Annotated in this window: 14 protein-coding genes and 1 pseudogene; 3 read left to right on the top strand and 12 right to left on the bottom strand. The window is 63.9% G+C overall.

The genetic code is table 11. The features are described 5' to 3' along the window. Positions 1 to 417: 417 nt before the first annotated feature. Positions 418 to 678: pseudogene (locus tag NR810_RS47650) on the bottom strand (IS5/IS1182 family transposase); the annotation flags it as partial. Positions 679 to 715: 37 nt separating this feature from the next. After that, positions 716 to 1255 carry an ATP-binding protein gene (locus NR810_RS47645; RefSeq protein ID WP_257462466.1) on the bottom strand — a complete coding sequence of 180 codons (540 nt, stop codon included), beginning with the start codon at positions 1253 to 1255 and terminating at the stop codon, positions 716 to 718. Between the two features lie 247 nt (positions 1256 to 1502). Between NR810_RS47645 and NR810_RS47640 the strand changes: the two genes are divergently transcribed. Both NR810_RS47640 and NR810_RS47635 read left to right on the top strand, forming a co-directional pair. Beyond that, positions 1503 to 1709 (top strand): hypothetical protein, encoded by a 207-nt coding sequence (locus NR810_RS47640; protein ID WP_257462465.1) that lies wholly within the window; start codon positions 1503 to 1505, stop codon positions 1707 to 1709. Between the two features lie 776 nt (positions 1710 to 2485). After that, on the top strand, positions 2486 to 3433 hold the full coding sequence (locus tag NR810_RS47635; protein ID WP_257462464.1) for a DUF4238 domain-containing protein: 948 nt from the start codon (positions 2486 to 2488) through the stop codon (positions 3431 to 3433). Positions 3434 to 3631: 198 nt separating this feature from the next. Here the strand turns inward: NR810_RS47635 and NR810_RS47630 are convergent, their stop codons facing one another. The 5 genes from NR810_RS47630 to NR810_RS47615 all read right to left on the bottom strand — a co-directional run bounded on the left by NR810_RS47630 (position 3632) and on the right by NR810_RS47615 (position 8955). Then, a complete protein-coding gene (locus tag NR810_RS47630; protein ID WP_257462462.1) occupies positions 3632 to 4570 on the bottom strand; it encodes a DUF2381 family protein in 939 nt (312 codons plus the stop codon). A 120-nt stretch (positions 4571 to 4690) separates the two neighbouring features. Further along, positions 4691 to 6763, bottom strand: a complete 2073-nt coding sequence (locus tag NR810_RS47625) for a serine/threonine protein kinase (RefSeq protein ID WP_257462470.1) — start codon at positions 6761 to 6763, stop codon at positions 4691 to 4693. A 183-nt stretch (positions 6764 to 6946) separates the two neighbouring features. Then, positions 6947 to 7312 (bottom strand): helix-turn-helix domain-containing protein, encoded by a 366-nt coding sequence (locus NR810_RS47620; RefSeq protein ID WP_257462460.1) that lies wholly within the window; start codon positions 7310 to 7312, stop codon positions 6947 to 6949. Further along, positions 7302 to 7754 (bottom strand): helix-turn-helix domain-containing protein, encoded by a 453-nt coding sequence (locus NR810_RS52965; protein WP_407653904.1) that lies wholly within the window; start codon positions 7752 to 7754, stop codon positions 7302 to 7304. Before NR810_RS52965 ends, NR810_RS47620 begins: the two co-directional genes overlap by 11 nt. A 7-nt stretch (positions 7755 to 7761) precedes the next feature. After that, a complete protein-coding gene (locus NR810_RS47615; RefSeq protein ID WP_257462459.1) occupies positions 7762 to 8955 on the bottom strand; it encodes a serine/threonine-protein kinase in 1194 nt (397 codons plus the stop codon). 1034 nt (positions 8956 to 9989) lie between these two features. Between NR810_RS47615 and NR810_RS47610 the strand changes: the two genes are divergently transcribed. Continuing rightward, entirely contained in the window at positions 9990 to 10295 is a 306-nt protein-coding gene (locus NR810_RS47610) for a hypothetical protein (RefSeq protein ID WP_257462458.1), read from the top strand. Between the two features lie 138 nt (positions 10296 to 10433). Here the strand turns inward: NR810_RS47610 and NR810_RS47605 are convergent, their stop codons facing one another. The 5 genes from NR810_RS47605 to NR810_RS47585 form a co-directional block, all read right to left on the bottom strand. After that, positions 10434 to 11105 carry a hypothetical protein gene (locus NR810_RS47605; RefSeq protein WP_257462456.1) on the bottom strand — a complete coding sequence of 224 codons (672 nt, stop codon included), beginning with the start codon at positions 11103 to 11105 and terminating at the stop codon, positions 10434 to 10436. A 45-nt stretch (positions 11106 to 11150) separates the two neighbouring features. After that, complete coding sequence (locus NR810_RS47600) at positions 11151 to 12275, bottom strand: site-specific integrase (protein ID WP_257462455.1); 1125 nt, start codon at positions 12273 to 12275, stop codon at positions 11151 to 11153. A 255-nt stretch (positions 12276 to 12530) separates the two neighbouring features. After that, on the bottom strand, positions 12531 to 13271 hold the full coding sequence (locus NR810_RS47595; protein WP_257462454.1) for a TlyA family RNA methyltransferase: 741 nt from the start codon (positions 13269 to 13271) through the stop codon (positions 12531 to 12533). Beyond that, entirely contained in the window at positions 13268 to 15022 is a 1755-nt protein-coding gene (locus NR810_RS47590; RefSeq protein ID WP_257462453.1) for a 1-deoxy-D-xylulose-5-phosphate synthase, read from the bottom strand. The genes NR810_RS47595 and NR810_RS47590 overlap by 4 nt, the downstream gene beginning before the upstream one ends. Then, a complete protein-coding gene (locus NR810_RS47585) occupies positions 15019 to 15909 on the bottom strand; it encodes a polyprenyl synthetase family protein (RefSeq protein WP_257462452.1) in 891 nt (296 codons plus the stop codon). The genes NR810_RS47590 and NR810_RS47585 overlap by 4 nt, the downstream gene beginning before the upstream one ends. Position 15910 lies beyond the last annotated feature (1 nt).

Genomic DNA, 15910 nt, shown 5'->3' with positions numbered 1-15910 from the left:
CGTCTCGGGGGTCCACCTCGGCCATGCTTCTGCTACACCACGTCTGCCGTCCCCTTGTCCAGCACCACTTCTCCGGTCACCTCCCCTCTGCCTCCTCATCAACCGAGCCTGGGCGGTGAACGGTTACTTCACCTCTAGCCCGTAGCCACTCCCGGAATTGGCCATACTCGACATCCTCTACACCCTGGTCGAGTTGGCACATGTGGTAGCCAACGATGAGTCCCTGAAAGCGATCCACATTGGGCTCACCAATATGCATGCTCAAGCGCCCGGCTTGCGCATCTCGGCGGACTCGCATCAGATAGTCGAGCAGCATGCTGCGGGCTTTGGAGGCTTTAGAGGCAGAGGTCATGGGATTTCTGGGGCGTTTGTTCAGGGATTCTTGACGATCTGCCAATCAACACCATCAGTTTCGTCGTAGTCATAGCCCTTTTCCAGACACATCCCTTGCGGTGCGTGCGCACTGGGGGCGGGGCGCTCCACGGGTAGGGACTCAAGCGTGGAGCGCATCAACTTGAAGTCAGGGATGTTGGCGCTGGCAACGGCCAGGCCCAGGGGAGCGCCCCGCCCATTGGTCAGCAGGCTCTTCTTGGTGCCCCTCTTGGCCCTATCCGTCGGGTTGGAGCCCGTCTTCTCCCCGCCCAGCGGGGCCTTGCCCATGGCCCCATCCATCGCCACCTAGGGAAACCTGAACGCCTACAAAACCAAGACGGCGCTATCCTCGCCCAAGGCGCGCAAGGACCTGGGTGACCCGCGCGGTCCTGGAGCCGTGGACGAGTAGAATTTCCACTCCCAACTCAAAAGGGTCGTCGAGCAGCATCCAGGCGAGTTTCTCGTCCACCTCCACCCTCAGCTCGGGATCTTCGTGTGCAGGTATCTGGATGCGATCGCGCTCCTCGATGGGCACAAAGACGACGAGATCCAGGGTCTGAATGGTGGAACGAATCCGGGCAAGCCACTCCTCCAGATCGAACGAATCTGATTCCTCGTGCGTCAGGAGGTATCCAAGAAAATCGAGGGGACAGCGATCAAACAGAACGTTTCGCGCGCCATCCTCGTCCTCGAGCAACTCCATCGAGCGACGGAGCTGTTCGAGGAAGTCTTCCAAGCACGGTGGAGAAGCGAACTCGTAACCTTCCTCTTCGAGTAGGAGGTACGGCTCGTCGACGACCCGATACTCCGCGAGTCGGTCCTCAAGCGATTCAATGAGCGTCGACTTTCCCACTCGGTGCGTGCCAGTCACTGCGATACGCATGCGTGTTCGTACCGCAAATCTTCAGGGGACACCAATCAAGGCGCGAGCGGCCTGGATCCGGCACCCTTCAGGTACGGGCAAGCGGTCACCTGACCCGGCACTGCCCGCGAGAGCGTGCCCGCTGGTACTGCTACCGCCCAGGGAGCCCTCCACGGGCCCGAGATGCGGCTGCAGTGTGCCGCTCCCCTCGTGTGCTCGTCCATCGCTGTCGGGGCGCGCTGGCAGAAGGCCTCGTTGCCGCCCGATCGTGGTGAACCGTATCGACCTCTACACCACGTTCCCGTGGGAGACCTTCTGCGCCAAGGTGGCGAAGCTCAAGGTCCAGCGCCACGAGCGCGGCCAGTTCGTCCGGCTGCCCCTCGCGACCTCGACCGAAAAAGAAAACCCCGGCTCGCCTGATGGCGCCCTGGGCTTTGCTACATCCAGTGGAGGCGGCGGGAATCGAAGCCGCTAAGGGCGGATCCGCCTCCACTCGGGACCAGAGGCACACCCCCCGTTTTCCCTCTGAAATGGGGCGCCCATCTGTCCGGGCGAGTCCAGGCGCGTCCGTTCGGCTTGGTCCTTTTTTGGTCCCCTTGCCCTCCGCGCCGGGCGAGAGTTGCGAGCCCTCAAAACCCGAATCCATCTTCTGCCTCTGATGACTTGGCCTGCTACCACCGAGCCCTGGTAGCTTCATCGGCCCAAGGTCCCCACTGTGCCACTATCGGGCTCTGGGTGGCTTCCAGCGGCCTGATTCACAGCTCGGATGAATCTGTCGTGGGCGCTCCTTCACAGCCCGGCGGGGGCTCCCCTTGGGCCCATCCCACGCGATAGGGTCTGCCCGCTCGCCTGCCCTCCGTCTTCCATGCCCCTCATCCTGATACTCCCCGTTTCTTGCGCGTCTAGGCGCTGCCCGCCCTCTGGCTCTTCGCCCTCCCGCTCTTTGGCCTGTGGTTCAGCGGCCACTCCACCGGCCGGTTCTACCGAGACATCCTCGCCATCATTGAGGATCAGATTTCCCCGGATGCCGAGCCGACGGGGAGCGGCGGCAGACGCTGGACTTCTTTCCGGCCATGACCCGGGCGGGAGTGAACTGAACCTAGAGGAGGTCGAGCGCGGCGTCCACTCTCGAACGGGGAGCACCCCTGTCTGCTGGGATGTACCTCGGAGGGAGAACCTCCGAGGCCAGGGGGTGATCTAGAATCATGAACCCTGGTTTAGTAGTGAAAATTGCCAGACCTTGAGTTTCGGATGACTGATCCAATTAAGCACCATTACGTCCCACAGTTCTACTTGCGCCACTTTGCCAACAACCGCGATCAAGTCAGGGTCGTTGAACGAACATCTCCGGGCAGAACATACATATGCCCAGTCAGAGACGTGGCGTCTGAGAGGTACTTTTACAAGCTTGAAACGGGGTCAGGAGCATCTCTTGAATTGGAGAAAACCCTAAGCGAGATCGAAAGCGCATCGCGAGCAGCGCTTGAGGGACTGATTGCACAACCGTTCCCTCCATCAGCAGAAACCCGCGAGATAATCGGGTTTTTCGTCGGACTTCAATGGCTACGCGGGCGGGATCAACGGGACACATACAACCACATGGCTGATCAATTTGCAAAACTCATTTTGATAAACCAGCCCAAAAAAGCTTTGCGGAAGCATTTTCGCGACGCAACTGGCCGTGATCCCACTGATGCGGAAATAGAACGACTGCTCAAGAAATTCTCTGCAACCGAAACGTACAAGGTGACTCCACATCAGAATAAATCAATCCAACAAATGCTAAGAATGACTCCAGGACTCGGTCGAATAGCCAGTGCCCGAGCGTGGCAAATACTTAAATTTTCCGAGCCATGTCTAATTACGTCAGATTCGCCAGTGGTTGCATGGACAAAGCCAGGACACCGGGACGACTCCTATTCCCGAGAAGGCTTCGGAACGTGCGACGAAATCCGATTCCCGCTAGATATGCGACATGCCCTCATCATGGCTGCAGAAGCACCTGCCGGAGAAATCGTTCGGGATGGCTCGCCGGAGCAGGCCAGGGCTTTCAATTATTCGATTGCCGCGAATAGCTACCGCCGCGTATTTCATCACCCTGACATGAGTCCGCTTGAAGGAATGTCCCTTCCTCCAACTGTTGAATCGCGACTCGAATTGGACGGCCCAATCACCAGAGTTGTTCCGGATGATGATTAGCCGGAAAACGTACGCATTCACGCGCTTGGAGATATTGCGTGCAGTGTGCTGCATGCAAATTCACCGATTCTAGCGACACCAGCGTCGGCATTCACGCTTGCGTGCTTTTTCTCACATAGCCACCGAAGGTGTCGGACGACTTGTAATGCGCGAGATGCCGGAGCGGATGCCCACCGATCTACCGGAGCTGAGGCGTCACTACTCACGCGCCCGGGCTTGCTCCACAGGCGGGAACGTGACGTTTCCGAGGGTAACAGTGCGGGGCCCCTGCGCTTCCCATAGCTTGAGGGTGCAGGGGCAGCCGAGTTGCCCCTGCTCCCTCTCGACGCCCAACACGACAAAGCCGAGGGCACCGGGAGCAATGGCCGACTCTTGCCACGCGGAAAACTCCACCTCCGCGCCCGTCGAGTCCTTCAACACAGCCCCCGCCACCGTCCAGGGCTCGGCTCCAGCGTTTGCGAGTTGCAGCCGTATCGCCACGCTTCCCAGGTGGCTGTAGCTTCGGGCGTCCTCTGTCCTGAGTGCGTTTGCCGGGTGCTGCTTCACGGTCTCCCAAATGCGTTTTGACTGAAACTCTCCTCCGCGCTCCATCCATGCGGCCCCCATGAGCCCGCCGGGCTCTTTGCGCTCGGCCAGAAGCCGAGCCTTGTCCTCCTGACACTGGCGCGCTTCGGCCCGTGCCTCGGCAGCCTCCCTCTTGAGCGCGCCCGCTGGGCGCGGCTCGCGGAACACCTCCACGCGCCGCGTCCCCCTTGCCGCATGGCCCACCAGCCAGAAGGTTGCACTGGCCGGGGCCGCGCCATCCGCGAAGCGCACCGTTACCCTGACTCTCTCCCCCGGCAGAAAATCTCCCTTGGGAATGACGTGGAGGCTCAGGCTCTCCTTACCTTGAGCCCAATCTGCGAGGCGGCCCTCTGGCTGAAACTCCACTGCCCCTACCGCAAGGCGAGAGTCAAAAACAAACGTTGTCGTCTCGTCCGGGCTCACGCACACCTCGGACGCCTGCGCCGTGGAGTCCGCCGCCAAGTCAATGCGGGACGTAGCAGCGCAGTGGGCAACGGAGGACAGCTCGACGGCCTGTGTGGTGCCAGCGATGAGGGCGAGCGCCAGGAGAGCGCCAGGAGACGGGGGCAGCACGTGGATTCAACCTCGACAAAGTAGGCGGGGCCCTGCTCGATAACTGGCGGGCCCCTGTTCAAATCAAAGGCTCGGCTGCGCCCAACCGCACACCGCGCCAATCCTGCCGGGCGGCACGTCTTAGAACGTGCCCTTTCCGTACACCTCAAAGCGGGTAAACATTTTCACGTTGCCCGGCCTGCTTTCATGCGCGGGGCAGGCCCCTAGCCCCGGAGGGCAGTCCGGGCCACCCGGCACAGTGGACGGTGCATCGAGGCCAATAACCAGACAAACAGGTTGGGTTTCCCCGCCTGGAATCTGCGCCCGGGTGAAGGTGCCGAAGACACGGTTTTCCCCTGGCTGCAATGTCCCGGAAAGCAAGGCCCCCCTAGGCAGCTTTCCGAGGTACGCTACCGAGACGGTAACGGGTCCCTCTCGCACAGGGGCCGTCTCTCCTGGCTCACCCTCATAACCTTGCAGCACGACGTTCCCACGTCCGAAGCGGAACCTGTCGTGTGTTTCCTGCCATCCGGCGGGGCACGCAATGGGCGCGGGCGTGGGGAGCACTTGGGCCGTGCTGCCCGTACAGCCGCCATCCAGCAGCGCACAGGCGGCGGCGGCAGCAGCGGCGGCGGCGTTCTTCAAGGGAGAGCCCATCTCCGCGCCTTGGGGCTGGAGCTTGGACGTTTCTTTTTTCGTCGTGTCTGGCTTGCGAAACATGGCGGTAGCCTTGAGCGCGGGGGTAGTGGCCTCAATGGGCGCCGCGCCTTTTGTAGCTTCCGGCGGGTTGCCGGGCCGCGCCACTTCGCGGACGCGCCCGGTTTCTCGCATCGCGTCCTCCCGAGGGGACGGCATGGGTAGGGGCTCGGCGTTGTTGGTCATCGTAGAGGGGGCGTTCCCTTCGGTGCTGGGGGCTGTCTTCCGAGCAAGGCCCACGGCGCATACCACGAGAGACACCGCCGCAATCCCCGCCACCAGCACCACAGGGGGCCGCCATAGCAAGCTCCCCACGATAGAGCCCATGGGCCATGCGGGCACCCGGGGCCGGGCAGGTGCCCCACGTTGGATGCGGGAGGGTCGAGCGAAAGGAGGAGCGGCAACCGGAGGGCCTACGGGCTCGAGAACTGCGGGAGCAACGGGCGCGGCAACGGCTGCCGGCTCGCGGGCGGCTGCAACCTGCTGCACCTCGGGCTTCACGTCCTGCTCTGCCGGGTTCACAGCGGCGGCAACCTCCTGCGCTGGCTTCCTTCCACGCCGGGGGCTCTCTCCTATCCACCGTCGAAGCCAGCGCAGCGAGTCGGATTCATCCACCCATGATGGGACTAGCCGGGCGCCGGATGCGTCAGGGTCAAACAACGGTACGTCCCAGCTTGCATCAAGCTCGGCATCAGCTAATGCCTTATTTAGCGCATCGCAGAATTCAACCACGCTTCCATAGCGGTCCTCGGGCCTCTTCTCCAACATCTTCTTACAAACGCCCGATAGAACCGCAGGCACGCGCGGATTGAGAACATGGGATGGAACAGGCCTCATGTGAAGGATGCGATCAATCAAACCTTCATCCAACCTGTCCCCGAAAGGGAGAATGTCCGTCAACAGCCAGTAAAAGCACACGCCCAGGGCCCATAGTTCATCACCCGTGCGGCACTCATAGCGCCCGATTCGCTGGAAAGCTTCCGGGGCTTGAAACTCCAATGTGCCGGGCAACGAGCCTTCATCGGTGGCGACTGGCGCTCCGACGTGCCAGCCGACACCGAAGTCGATCAAGACGGGCACCTCTGCCTTGCCCGCAATGACAATATTAGGTGGCTTCAAGTCGCGGTGAAAAACTCCCCGCTGGTGGACTTCCCCGAGAGTCAGCCCGATCTGAAAAATGAAGCGGGCAGCTTTTCGCGCTGATGGGTTGTGCTCGCTGGCGTGGTCCTCCAGCGTCAACCCATCCACGAAGTCCATGACGATATAGGGCGTTCCGATGATGGGCACGGGCCAGCGGTCGAAACCATGAAAGCGAACGACGCACGGGTGTTCCATCTCCGCGAGAATGGCAACCTCCCGGCGAGCCCTCGCGCTCAAAGCAACATCGTGCAGAAACTTCACGGCGAAGAAGCGCCCCGCGCGCTCGGCCTTGAAGACCAGGCCGAAGCTGCCTTCCCCCAACTTCTTCAAAAGGCGATAGTCCCCGACCACATCGCCCGGTTCGGGATGCCTGAACATTGAGACCAAGAGCGCGCTACCTCCGAAGTCGCGGAGCGTAGCAGAACCCGTGAGCCTCGGGGACTCCGGCAGACATTCCGGGGCTCAAGGCCAGCATTCCGGCTCACCTGCGGCGCCGGGATAAAGCATGGGCGAAGCGCGACAGGCGTGCCGGCGACCGAGAGCCCGCAGCGCCTAGCGACCCTAAGTCGCGTCGGGCACCGTCAGGACATCCATTGCCCGCAGCACGTCGCCCGCCACCTCTACCTTCTTCTCGGGCCACGTGCGCAGCAGGCCCACAACCTTCCGAGTCTCGGGCGACAGGTCCTTGTGTGTGGTGGGGACTTCCGAGCTGGACACGTCAAGCAGCGCATCCGTTGGGACGCCCAGCGCAACGGCAATCGCCCGAAGCACAGGAACGGAAGGCATCATCCCGCCGCGCTCTACGCGGCCATATACGGGCGGAGTGAGCCCGACTTGGCGCGCCACTTGGGCCTGAGTTAGCCCGAGCCCTTCCCGTGCGGCTCGTGCCACCTCGCCTATCGTCTTCTGTAGTAGGTCACTTTCCATGCGGGGCACGTTTAGCAGATTTCGACTTGCGTTGAGTGGGCCTGCGAGGGCCTCGTTTCGCGCTCTCTGTCCGCATGAGGTTTGCCACAATCCGGATGGCGTCAAGCTGGGGTTTGCTCAGCGTCCGCAACCGGCGCAACAACTTCCGGATCTCCGGCGAGTCTTCCTGTTTGGCCTGTCGTGATGCCGAACGCGCAGGCGGCTTCATCGTTTCAACCGCCAATAGGCTGCTAGCTGCAACCCCGAGAGCTTGGCAAATCTTCTTCAATGTCGGAACGCTGGGCATGATGACGCCTCGTTCCATACGCCCGTAAACCTCGGGGGCAAGTCCAAGACGTTCGGCCACGTCTTCCTGTGTCAACTTGGCCCGCTTACGCGCTTCCCTCGCAGCGGCGCCAATCCGCACAGACAATTTCGGCTCTGCCTCTACTTGGGCGGACATGGGCGCCTCACTCCGAAGGGTTGCCGTCCATCATGTCCGGACGCAGGGGCAAGACACCTCGCTCGATAAGCTCCATGGACGACGACGACCAGCGGCGCGACGCTTCCTGGAGTACCGCTTTCAATTCGGATGCTCTCTCGATGACGGTATAGGGTTCCGTCAAGTTGAGCAGAAAAAGGCGGAGTTGATTGCGCATCTCGGAGGCAGACTCGAAACGCTCTGCGGGGTTGGGATGTAGGGCCCGCGTGAGGATGGCTTGCAGACGTGTGGGCAATTCAGAAGCGGCACGTTCCACCTCTGCTGGGCCAAAGCGCAAAACGCGATTGGCTAGCACCTCAAGACTTATCCACGTCGGCCTCTCGGAAACGATATTGGGTGGAAAGCGTGAGGGAAGCTGGGGCGCGAGAGTTGCGAGGGGATCTAGTGGGTACTCGCCCGTGAGCATTTCGAGCAACACGAGCCCGAGAGAAAAAACGTCCGCCCTCCCGTCGATTTCCTTTGTAGGGAGGGGATCGGTAGATGGCTCGACAACGGAGCGCAGGAGTTTGTCTCTCGATGCGACTGCGGCGCGCAGGACTTCCGGGGCGATGTAAGCCGGATCGCCACGAAGGACACCGAGAGGAGTAGGCAGGCGGTGTCTTAGTTCCGAGTAGGCACTGCCAAAATTGGTGAGTTTGACACGACCGTTGAAACCCAGGCGAATTCTCAGCGGTCCCACGGCCCGGTGAATGATGTGAAGCTTCCGGCCTGTGTCGTCCTCGCGTCCGTGCGCGTAATCGAGCGCATCCGCCACGTCAGCCGCGACGGATACCGCAAAGGCAGACGACAATTTGCGCCCTGCGATCATCGCCGCATCCATGACGGTGAGTAGAAAGCAGCCGCGCATATGCTCACTGACGACGTAATCAACTCCCTCGCGCGTGGCCAACCCGTACACTTCGGCAATGTTGGGATGGCGCAGGAACATGGCGAGATTTACTTCCTCCCGTGCTCGCGCGTGTCTGTCGCGCTCGTGCGGCGCATCCAAAGGCTTGAGGAGAACTTGAGCGCGCGGGCCACCGCCGACAGTTTGCCGCCATACGACCAACAGCGTGTCATAATCCCTGTGCTTCACAAGGGTGCGGTAAAGCTCATAGCGAAAGCCTCCCGAGTCGAAAACGAGTCGGGCGTCGGGCTCTTGGATGTCGGGAGACCTGGGCATGGTGAAGATTCCTGCTTGAAGGCTTCCAATACCCCAAGGCGGATAGGGTGAATGGTCAACTCCGAATGTGCCCGCGTAGGTAACACAGCACCCCAGCGATGGGAAGGCCCACCCAACCAATTAAGTATGGATACTGAGTTACTTACCTAAAGCGGTTGGGTTGTAGAGGTGAGCAAATCGGGAAAAAGTCATGCCTTTGCACCCTTCTTCCGGTGGAGTCCGCCCTATGAGAGTCGCAACGTGGGGCGGACGTGTTCGATTGGCGCTCGCATGTCGAGAGCCCGTGTTGGTGCGGCGGTAATCACGGCAGCGCCTCGGGCATGGGGAGCAGGCACCAAAGCGCGGCAGCCGAAACTCGGGCCAGTGGAGGCCAGCAGGACGGCAACCGAGCCTCGGGCCGGTGGAATGAACCAGTAGCGCGGCAACGGCCACAGCCCGAGCCTCGGGCGTGGTGGAGAGCACCGGGGCGCAGCGTGAACCTTTGGGCGGCCTGCCTGGAGCTTCGCCACAGCGACGCGGTGGTGGCCCTCCTGGGGGGCCCTCCGTGGTGGCTCCGGTGGTGGCGTTGTGGTGGCCCTGGGTGGTGGCGCGTGGTGGCCCCGCTGGCCCTCTCTGTGGTGGCGTTGTGGTGGGCGCGGTGGTGGCGTGGTGGCCCGGGTGGTGGCCCGGCAGTGGGAAGCTTGTTGCGGCCTCACGCCCCCTGTCTGCCCGGCTGAACGGTGGCCAGTCATTGGCGGCCCTTTGCTGGCGACCTGGACACGTCCCACAGGTCTGTGTCACCTCTGCCCCCGTCGGTTTAGGTGGGTTGTTTGGGACGGGTGGCGGGTATGGCGGAGATCGACGTTTGTTCGGAGGGGAATCCCTCCACGGTTGGAGTGCGGGCGTGCGCCTGTGATTGCTGCGGATGCGCCTCTGTGGGTGCGCAAGGTGCTCCACGGGCCGGGGCTTCGCTACCGGCCCGCACTGACTCTGGCGGCGGCGAGCCCGACCTTCTGCGGGCCATCTGCGACGAGCTGCGGGGCCTGCGCGAGTCCATGCGCGAGATCGAGCACCGGATCAGCAGCACGGCTCCCGCTCAAGCGGCGCGGGCCATCTCCATTGAAGCCGCGCAGGCCATGCTCGGCTGCGGGCGCTCGCGCATCTTCGAGCTTTTGAGGAGTGGCGCGCTCCGTCGTGCCCCGAAGCTTGGAAAGGTGGCCATGATCTACCTGCCCAGCCTCGAAGCCCTCATGGACGGCATCGACCGCGAACCAGCGCCCAAGCTCAAGCGGCGCCCCGCCCAGCGCAACGCCGGTCGGGGGGAGAAGGATGAGATCCTCAAGCTAATTCGACGGGCCTGATATGTGCTCGCCGCATGGGCGGCAGTGCCGGATCTTCGGGGTGCCAAGCCGGGCATACAGGTAAGAGCCACACCGGGAGGCATCGCATGCTGCGTGGGGGACGTCGGGCACGCCACGCCGGGCAATCAGGCGCTCTTGTCATGTAGTAAGGTCGTTCTTGATTAAATAGCGAACTACGCGCTTTTTCTCTGTCGCGGATAGGTACATAGCAAAAGCATCATCACCGATATCATCTCCAATGCTGCCCGCAATTGTCGGTACGGTCCAGCCATGCGTTGCAATGTATTCTTCCTGTACGGCCTTGATAAACATCAATGCCGCCTGGAATTGTATCCCGATTTTTTCGTGCCAGACCGGAATGGCCTGCTTGATGAAATACGGATCTTTGATGCGCTTTCCACCAAACACGTAATTGATATGCTCTCTTAACTCCTGAGCTTTTTCGAGCGTCTTGACATACCTTGCTTTTAAAAGGCTCCGCTGTACGAGTTTTGATTTAAGTAAGCCCTGGAGCCGAGCATGCTTCATCTGCTTGAGCTGAGTGAGAGGCGTGGCGTAATCCACGCACAGCATTGCGACCCCCATGTGAAAAAGCGAATAATAAAATCCAATGGGGGGTAGAACGGCGCTTCCTGTTTTTTTGAACGAGCCAAATGCCGTTTCGCGGAAGACGACGGCGCTCAAAATGCGCTGAGCACATAGGGAGAATCGTTTTGTCCACTCATCGCTTGAACTGGGGTTGCTCGTTCGCAATGAGGCGATGAGGGGGGTTCTGTAACTTTGGCTTAATTTTAGTGTGGCTTGAGGCACAGTGTCTCCAGGGGAACTGGTGAAGAGTTTTAGCGAATAGAATCCTCAAGCTGATTCGACGAGCCTGATCTGCGCACGCCGCACGGGCAGCAGTGCCGGATCGTCGGGATGCTCCAGCTTGAGCGGAATCTTGATCATTGGGGGCACCTTCACGTTGTCGTAAAAGCGTTTCGTTGTGTTTGCCGAGTGGTGGCCGACCACGGCGGCAATCGCGGCCAGTGGGAGCCCTCCCGCCTTGGGCCTCACTTCCTGGCCGCACTCCGAAGCCCAGGTAACGAAGCTGTGCCGGTACTCCCCGAAATGAACCGGCTCGATTCCGAGGGTTTCACAGGCGCGAGCCACAACCCGGCGGATATGGCTATCAACCGGCGCGGCCCCTCGCGCCTGTAGCCGCTGCACAGCCGCTAGGGTTTGCCGGTCGATACTCTGCCGGTGAACGTTCCCGCTCTTGTGGATGAACGTCACCGTTGCGGCGATCTCGCCTTGGTCCTCGAACACGGCCACTTTGCCCTCACCCTTGGCCAGCCGCTCGATCTCCGTGCCGTGCATCCCTGTCTTGGCGTGGATACACAGCACGTCGCGCACACACTGCACGTCGGTCATGCGCCGCGTGGACTCCCGCTGGAAGTTGGTGAACTCCCATCCGCTGATGGCTCGATAGAGCCGCTCGGTGGTTTCGATGCTGTAACCCTTCTCCCGCACGGCCTTCTCGGGACGGGTCACGGGCACCTTGAGGGAGACGGTGGGGTCTTCGGCCAGGGAGAGGGCCCCTTGCTCTCTCAACCAAGAAGTAAACGACTTGAGCGCCGTGATGCGGTTCTTCCTGGCCGACTTGTGCCGGGCCAACTCCCGCAGAAGCTCCTGGAGGGTGACGGTGCGCAGGTCCCTGCCCGCGAGCGCTTCTGCCCACGTCGCCAGGTAGAAGCCGACGTTGCCCACGTAGCGCTCCGTGGTCTTCGCCTGCCTCATGGAATCGAGGAAGCGGCCCACTGTTTCAACGTTGACGTAGACGGCAGACTCCTGCTGCTGCTGCCGCGCTTCCCGCTTGGTACTGTAGCCCTCGGGGTCGCGCATGAAGAGGGCCAGCTCGGCTTCCGCCTCCGTCTCGCTGCGGGCATCCAGGTGGACCGTATAGGCCCGCCCCTGAACCATCTTCCGCAGCACGAACACCGGACGGCCATCCTTCCCGTTGAACGTCCGCCCCCCCTTCCACTTCCCCGTCCACACCCTGTTGTTTCCCACGTCGTGCGCTCCGTTTTGGTCCGAACTTGGACCCCAAGGAGCCCGATTTGGTCCCCAAAAGCAAACCGCGCCCCCTCGTCAGGTGGGGGCGCGGCTCTGAGCGGCGGGCAACTTCTATTGGAGGCGGCGGGAATCGAAACCGCCGCTCCGTCGTGCTTTGCGAGCCGGAACTCCAACACCGCGTCACGTCTTGTCCGCGACGAGCAGCGCCTCCACGTTGCCGGCCGGACCGGGCACCGTCGAGTCCATCACTCCGCGTACCGTCAGGCCCTGCTCCCGCACGAAGGCCGTCACGGAGTCGATCGCCTCCTGCCGGGCCGCCTGATCCTTCACAACCCCGCCCTTCCCCACCTTGTCGGGCCCTACCTCGAACTGGGGCTTCACCAGCGCCACCAGCAGGCCTCCCGGCTTCAGGAAGGGCAGCACCGCCGGCAGCACCTGCGTCAGCGAGATGAAGCTCACGTCGATGACCACCACGTCCACGGGCTCGGGCAGATCCTCCGCCGTGAGGTAGCGGGCGTTGACCCGCTCCCGCGAGCGGACGCGCGGGTCCGTGCGCAGCTTTTCGTGCAGTTGCCCGTAGCCCACGTCGATGGCGTGCACGTGCGTGGCCCCCTCCTGCAACAGGCAGTCGGTGAAGCCTCCCGTGCTGGCGCCGATGTCCGCCGCCACCTTGCCCCGCATGTCCAGGCCGAAGCGCTCGATCGCCGCCTTCAGCTTCAACCCTCCGCGAGACACGTAGGGCAGCACCTCGCCCTTGAGCCGCAGTTCGGCCTCCACCGGCACCAGCGCTCCAGGCTTGTCCACCCGCTGGTCCGCAACCACCACCTGCCCGGCGAGGATGAGCGCCTGGGCCTTGGTCCGGGACTCGGCCAGCCCTCTCTCCACCACCAGCACGTCGAGGCGTTCCTTGCGCGGCTTCACGGCGTCCCCTCCCCGAGCAGCCCCTGGGCGGCGCGCCGCAGGCCCGCGGCATCCAGGCCCAGCTCGGCCCTCTGCACGCGCGCGTCCCCATGGGGCACGAAGGTGTCCGGCATCCCCAGCAGCTTCACCCGGGCCATCACGCCTCGCGCGGCGAGCACCTCCAGCACCGCGCTGCCCAGCCCGCCGTGCGTCGTCCCCTCCTCCACCACCACCACGCGCCCGCACGCGGCGGCCTCCAGCACCGCCTGATCATCGAGAGGGGTGACGAAGCGCGCGTCCAGCACGCTCCAGCCCGGCTCCCCGGCGGCGGCCTCCAGCGCGGCCAGCCCCAGCGGCCCCAGCGTGATGAAGCACACCCGCGCCCGCTCGGCCCGCTTCAACCAGCGCGCCCCCTGTACCGGACCCGGGCCCGGGTGCAGTTCCTGCGGCAGCGACGGCAGGGTGCCCCGAGGAAAGCGCATCACCGAGGGCCCGGGCAGCCCCAGCGCCGTGGCGAGCATCACCGGCACATCCTCTCCCGCCACCGGCGCCATCAGGGTGAGTCCCGGGATGGGCCGCAGCGAGGCCACGTCATAGGTGCCCTGGTGCGTGGCGCCATCCGCGCCCACCAGCCCGGCCCGGTCCACCGCGAACAGCACGGGCAGGCCCGGCAGGCACACATCGTGGATGACCTGGTCGTACGCGCGCTGGAGGAACGTGGAGTAGATGGCGCACACCGGCCGCAGCCCCGAGGCGGCCAGGCCCGCGCAGAAGGTGACGGCGTGCTGCTCGGCGATGCCCACGTCGAAGACGCGCTCGGGGTAGCGCTGCTTCAGGCCCACCAGCGCCGAGCCCTCCAGCATGGCCGGCGTCACCGCCACCACGCGCGCGTCCCTCGCCATCACCTCTTCCAGCGCGGACGCGAAGGCCTCGCTGAAGGTGCGCTGGCCTCCTCGCGAGCGCACCAGCTTCCCATCCCGCCACTCGTACGGGCCCATGGCGTGGCCGCGTGTCTGCGCGTCCGCCTCGGCCGGCGGAAAACCCCTGCCCTTCTGCGTCAGCGCGTGCACCACCACCGGACGCGTGGAGGCACGGGCCTCGCGCAGCGTCCGGATGAGCGCCCCGAGGTCATGCCCGTCCACCGGCCCCAGGTACGTGAAGCCCAGCCCCTCGAAGAAGGCGCGGGCCTCGCGGGTGCGCAGCAGCGCGGGGATGGCCCCCACGTTGGCCGAGATGGACATCTGGTTGTCGTTGAGCACCACCACCAGCGGCAGGTGCGTGCCCCCCGTGTTGTTGAGCCCCTCGAAAGTGAGCCCACCCGTGAGCGCCCCGTCCCCCACCACCGCCACCACGTGCCCGGGCAGGCCCCGCAGCCGCCGGCCCTCGAGAATGCCCAGCCCCGCGGAAACGGCCGTGCTCGCATGGCCCGCGGCCACCGCGTCATGCGGACTCTCGCGCGGGTCCAGGAAGGGCGCGATGCCTCCGGCCTGCCGCAGGGTGCCAATACGCTCGCGTCGGCCCGTCAGCAGCTTGTGCGCGTAGGCCTGATGGCCCACGTCGAAGACGAGCGCGTCCTGGGACGAATGGAAGACACGGTGCAGGGCGACGATCAGCTCCACCGCGCCGAGAGAGGCCCCCAGGTGGCCGCCCACTCGGCCACACAGGGAGATGATGTCCTCACGCAGCTCCTCACACAGGTGAGGCAGGGCGGACTCGGGGAGCGCCCGGACGTCCCCAGGAGATTGGATACGCGGCAGAAGCCGCTCCGTCACGAGCGCCGCTCCACCGAGTAGCGCGCGAGCGCCGCCAGCGGGCCATCCCCCGGCTCCAGCGGCTGCACGGCGGCGATGGCCTGGGCCACCTTTTGCGCCGCGAGCTGCTTGGACTCCTCCAGGCCCAGCACCGCCGGGAAGGTGAAGCGTCCGGCGGCGGCATCCGCCCCCACCGGCTTGCCCAGCGACGAGGCATCCCCCGTCACGTCCAGGATGTCGTCGGCGATCTGGAAGGCGAGCCCCACCGCGTCCCCGTAGGTGTCCGCGCGATCCAACGCCTCCGCGTCCCCACCCGCGGCGAGCACGCCCATGCGGCACGCGGCGCGGATGAGCGCCCCCGTCTTCAGCCGGTGCATCCGGGTGAGGTAGTCGATGTGCGCTGGACGGTCCTCGGCGATGTCCAGCACCTGGCCACCCACCATGCCCGCCGAGCCCGCGGCCACGGCCAACTCGCGGCACAGCAGCCCGCGCACCGGCTCGGGGCCGCCGGCCACCAGGGCGAAGGCGTCCGTGAGGAGCGAGTCACCGGCCAGGATGGCCATGGCCTCACCGAAGACCTTGTGGTTGGTGGGCCGCCCGCGGCGCAGGTCGTCGTCGTCCATGGACGGCAGATCGTCGTGCACCAGCGAGTAGGTGTGGATGAACTCGAGCGAGCACGCGGAGTCCTCGACCACGCGCGAGACGGCGCTCTTCTTCAGCACGGCCTCCGCGAAGGCCAGGCACAGCACCGGCCGCAGCCGCTTGCCACCGGCCAGCAGCGAGTAACGCATGGACTCCAGCAGGCGCGGCGGCACGTGGACGCCCATCTCGTCGGAGCGGGCGAGCAGCAGCTTCTCCACCCGCTCCTGCTGGGTCTGCAGGTACGAATCCAGGTCGAAAGACGGCATG

Origin of the sequence: Archangium lipolyticum (assembly GCF_024623785.1) — a bacterium.
Lineage (GTDB): Bacteria > Myxococcota > Myxococcia > Myxococcales > Myxococcaceae > Archangium > Archangium lipolyticum.
Note: the sequence above shows the minus strand (reverse complement) of the source record. Positions and strands in the feature narration are given on the sequence as shown.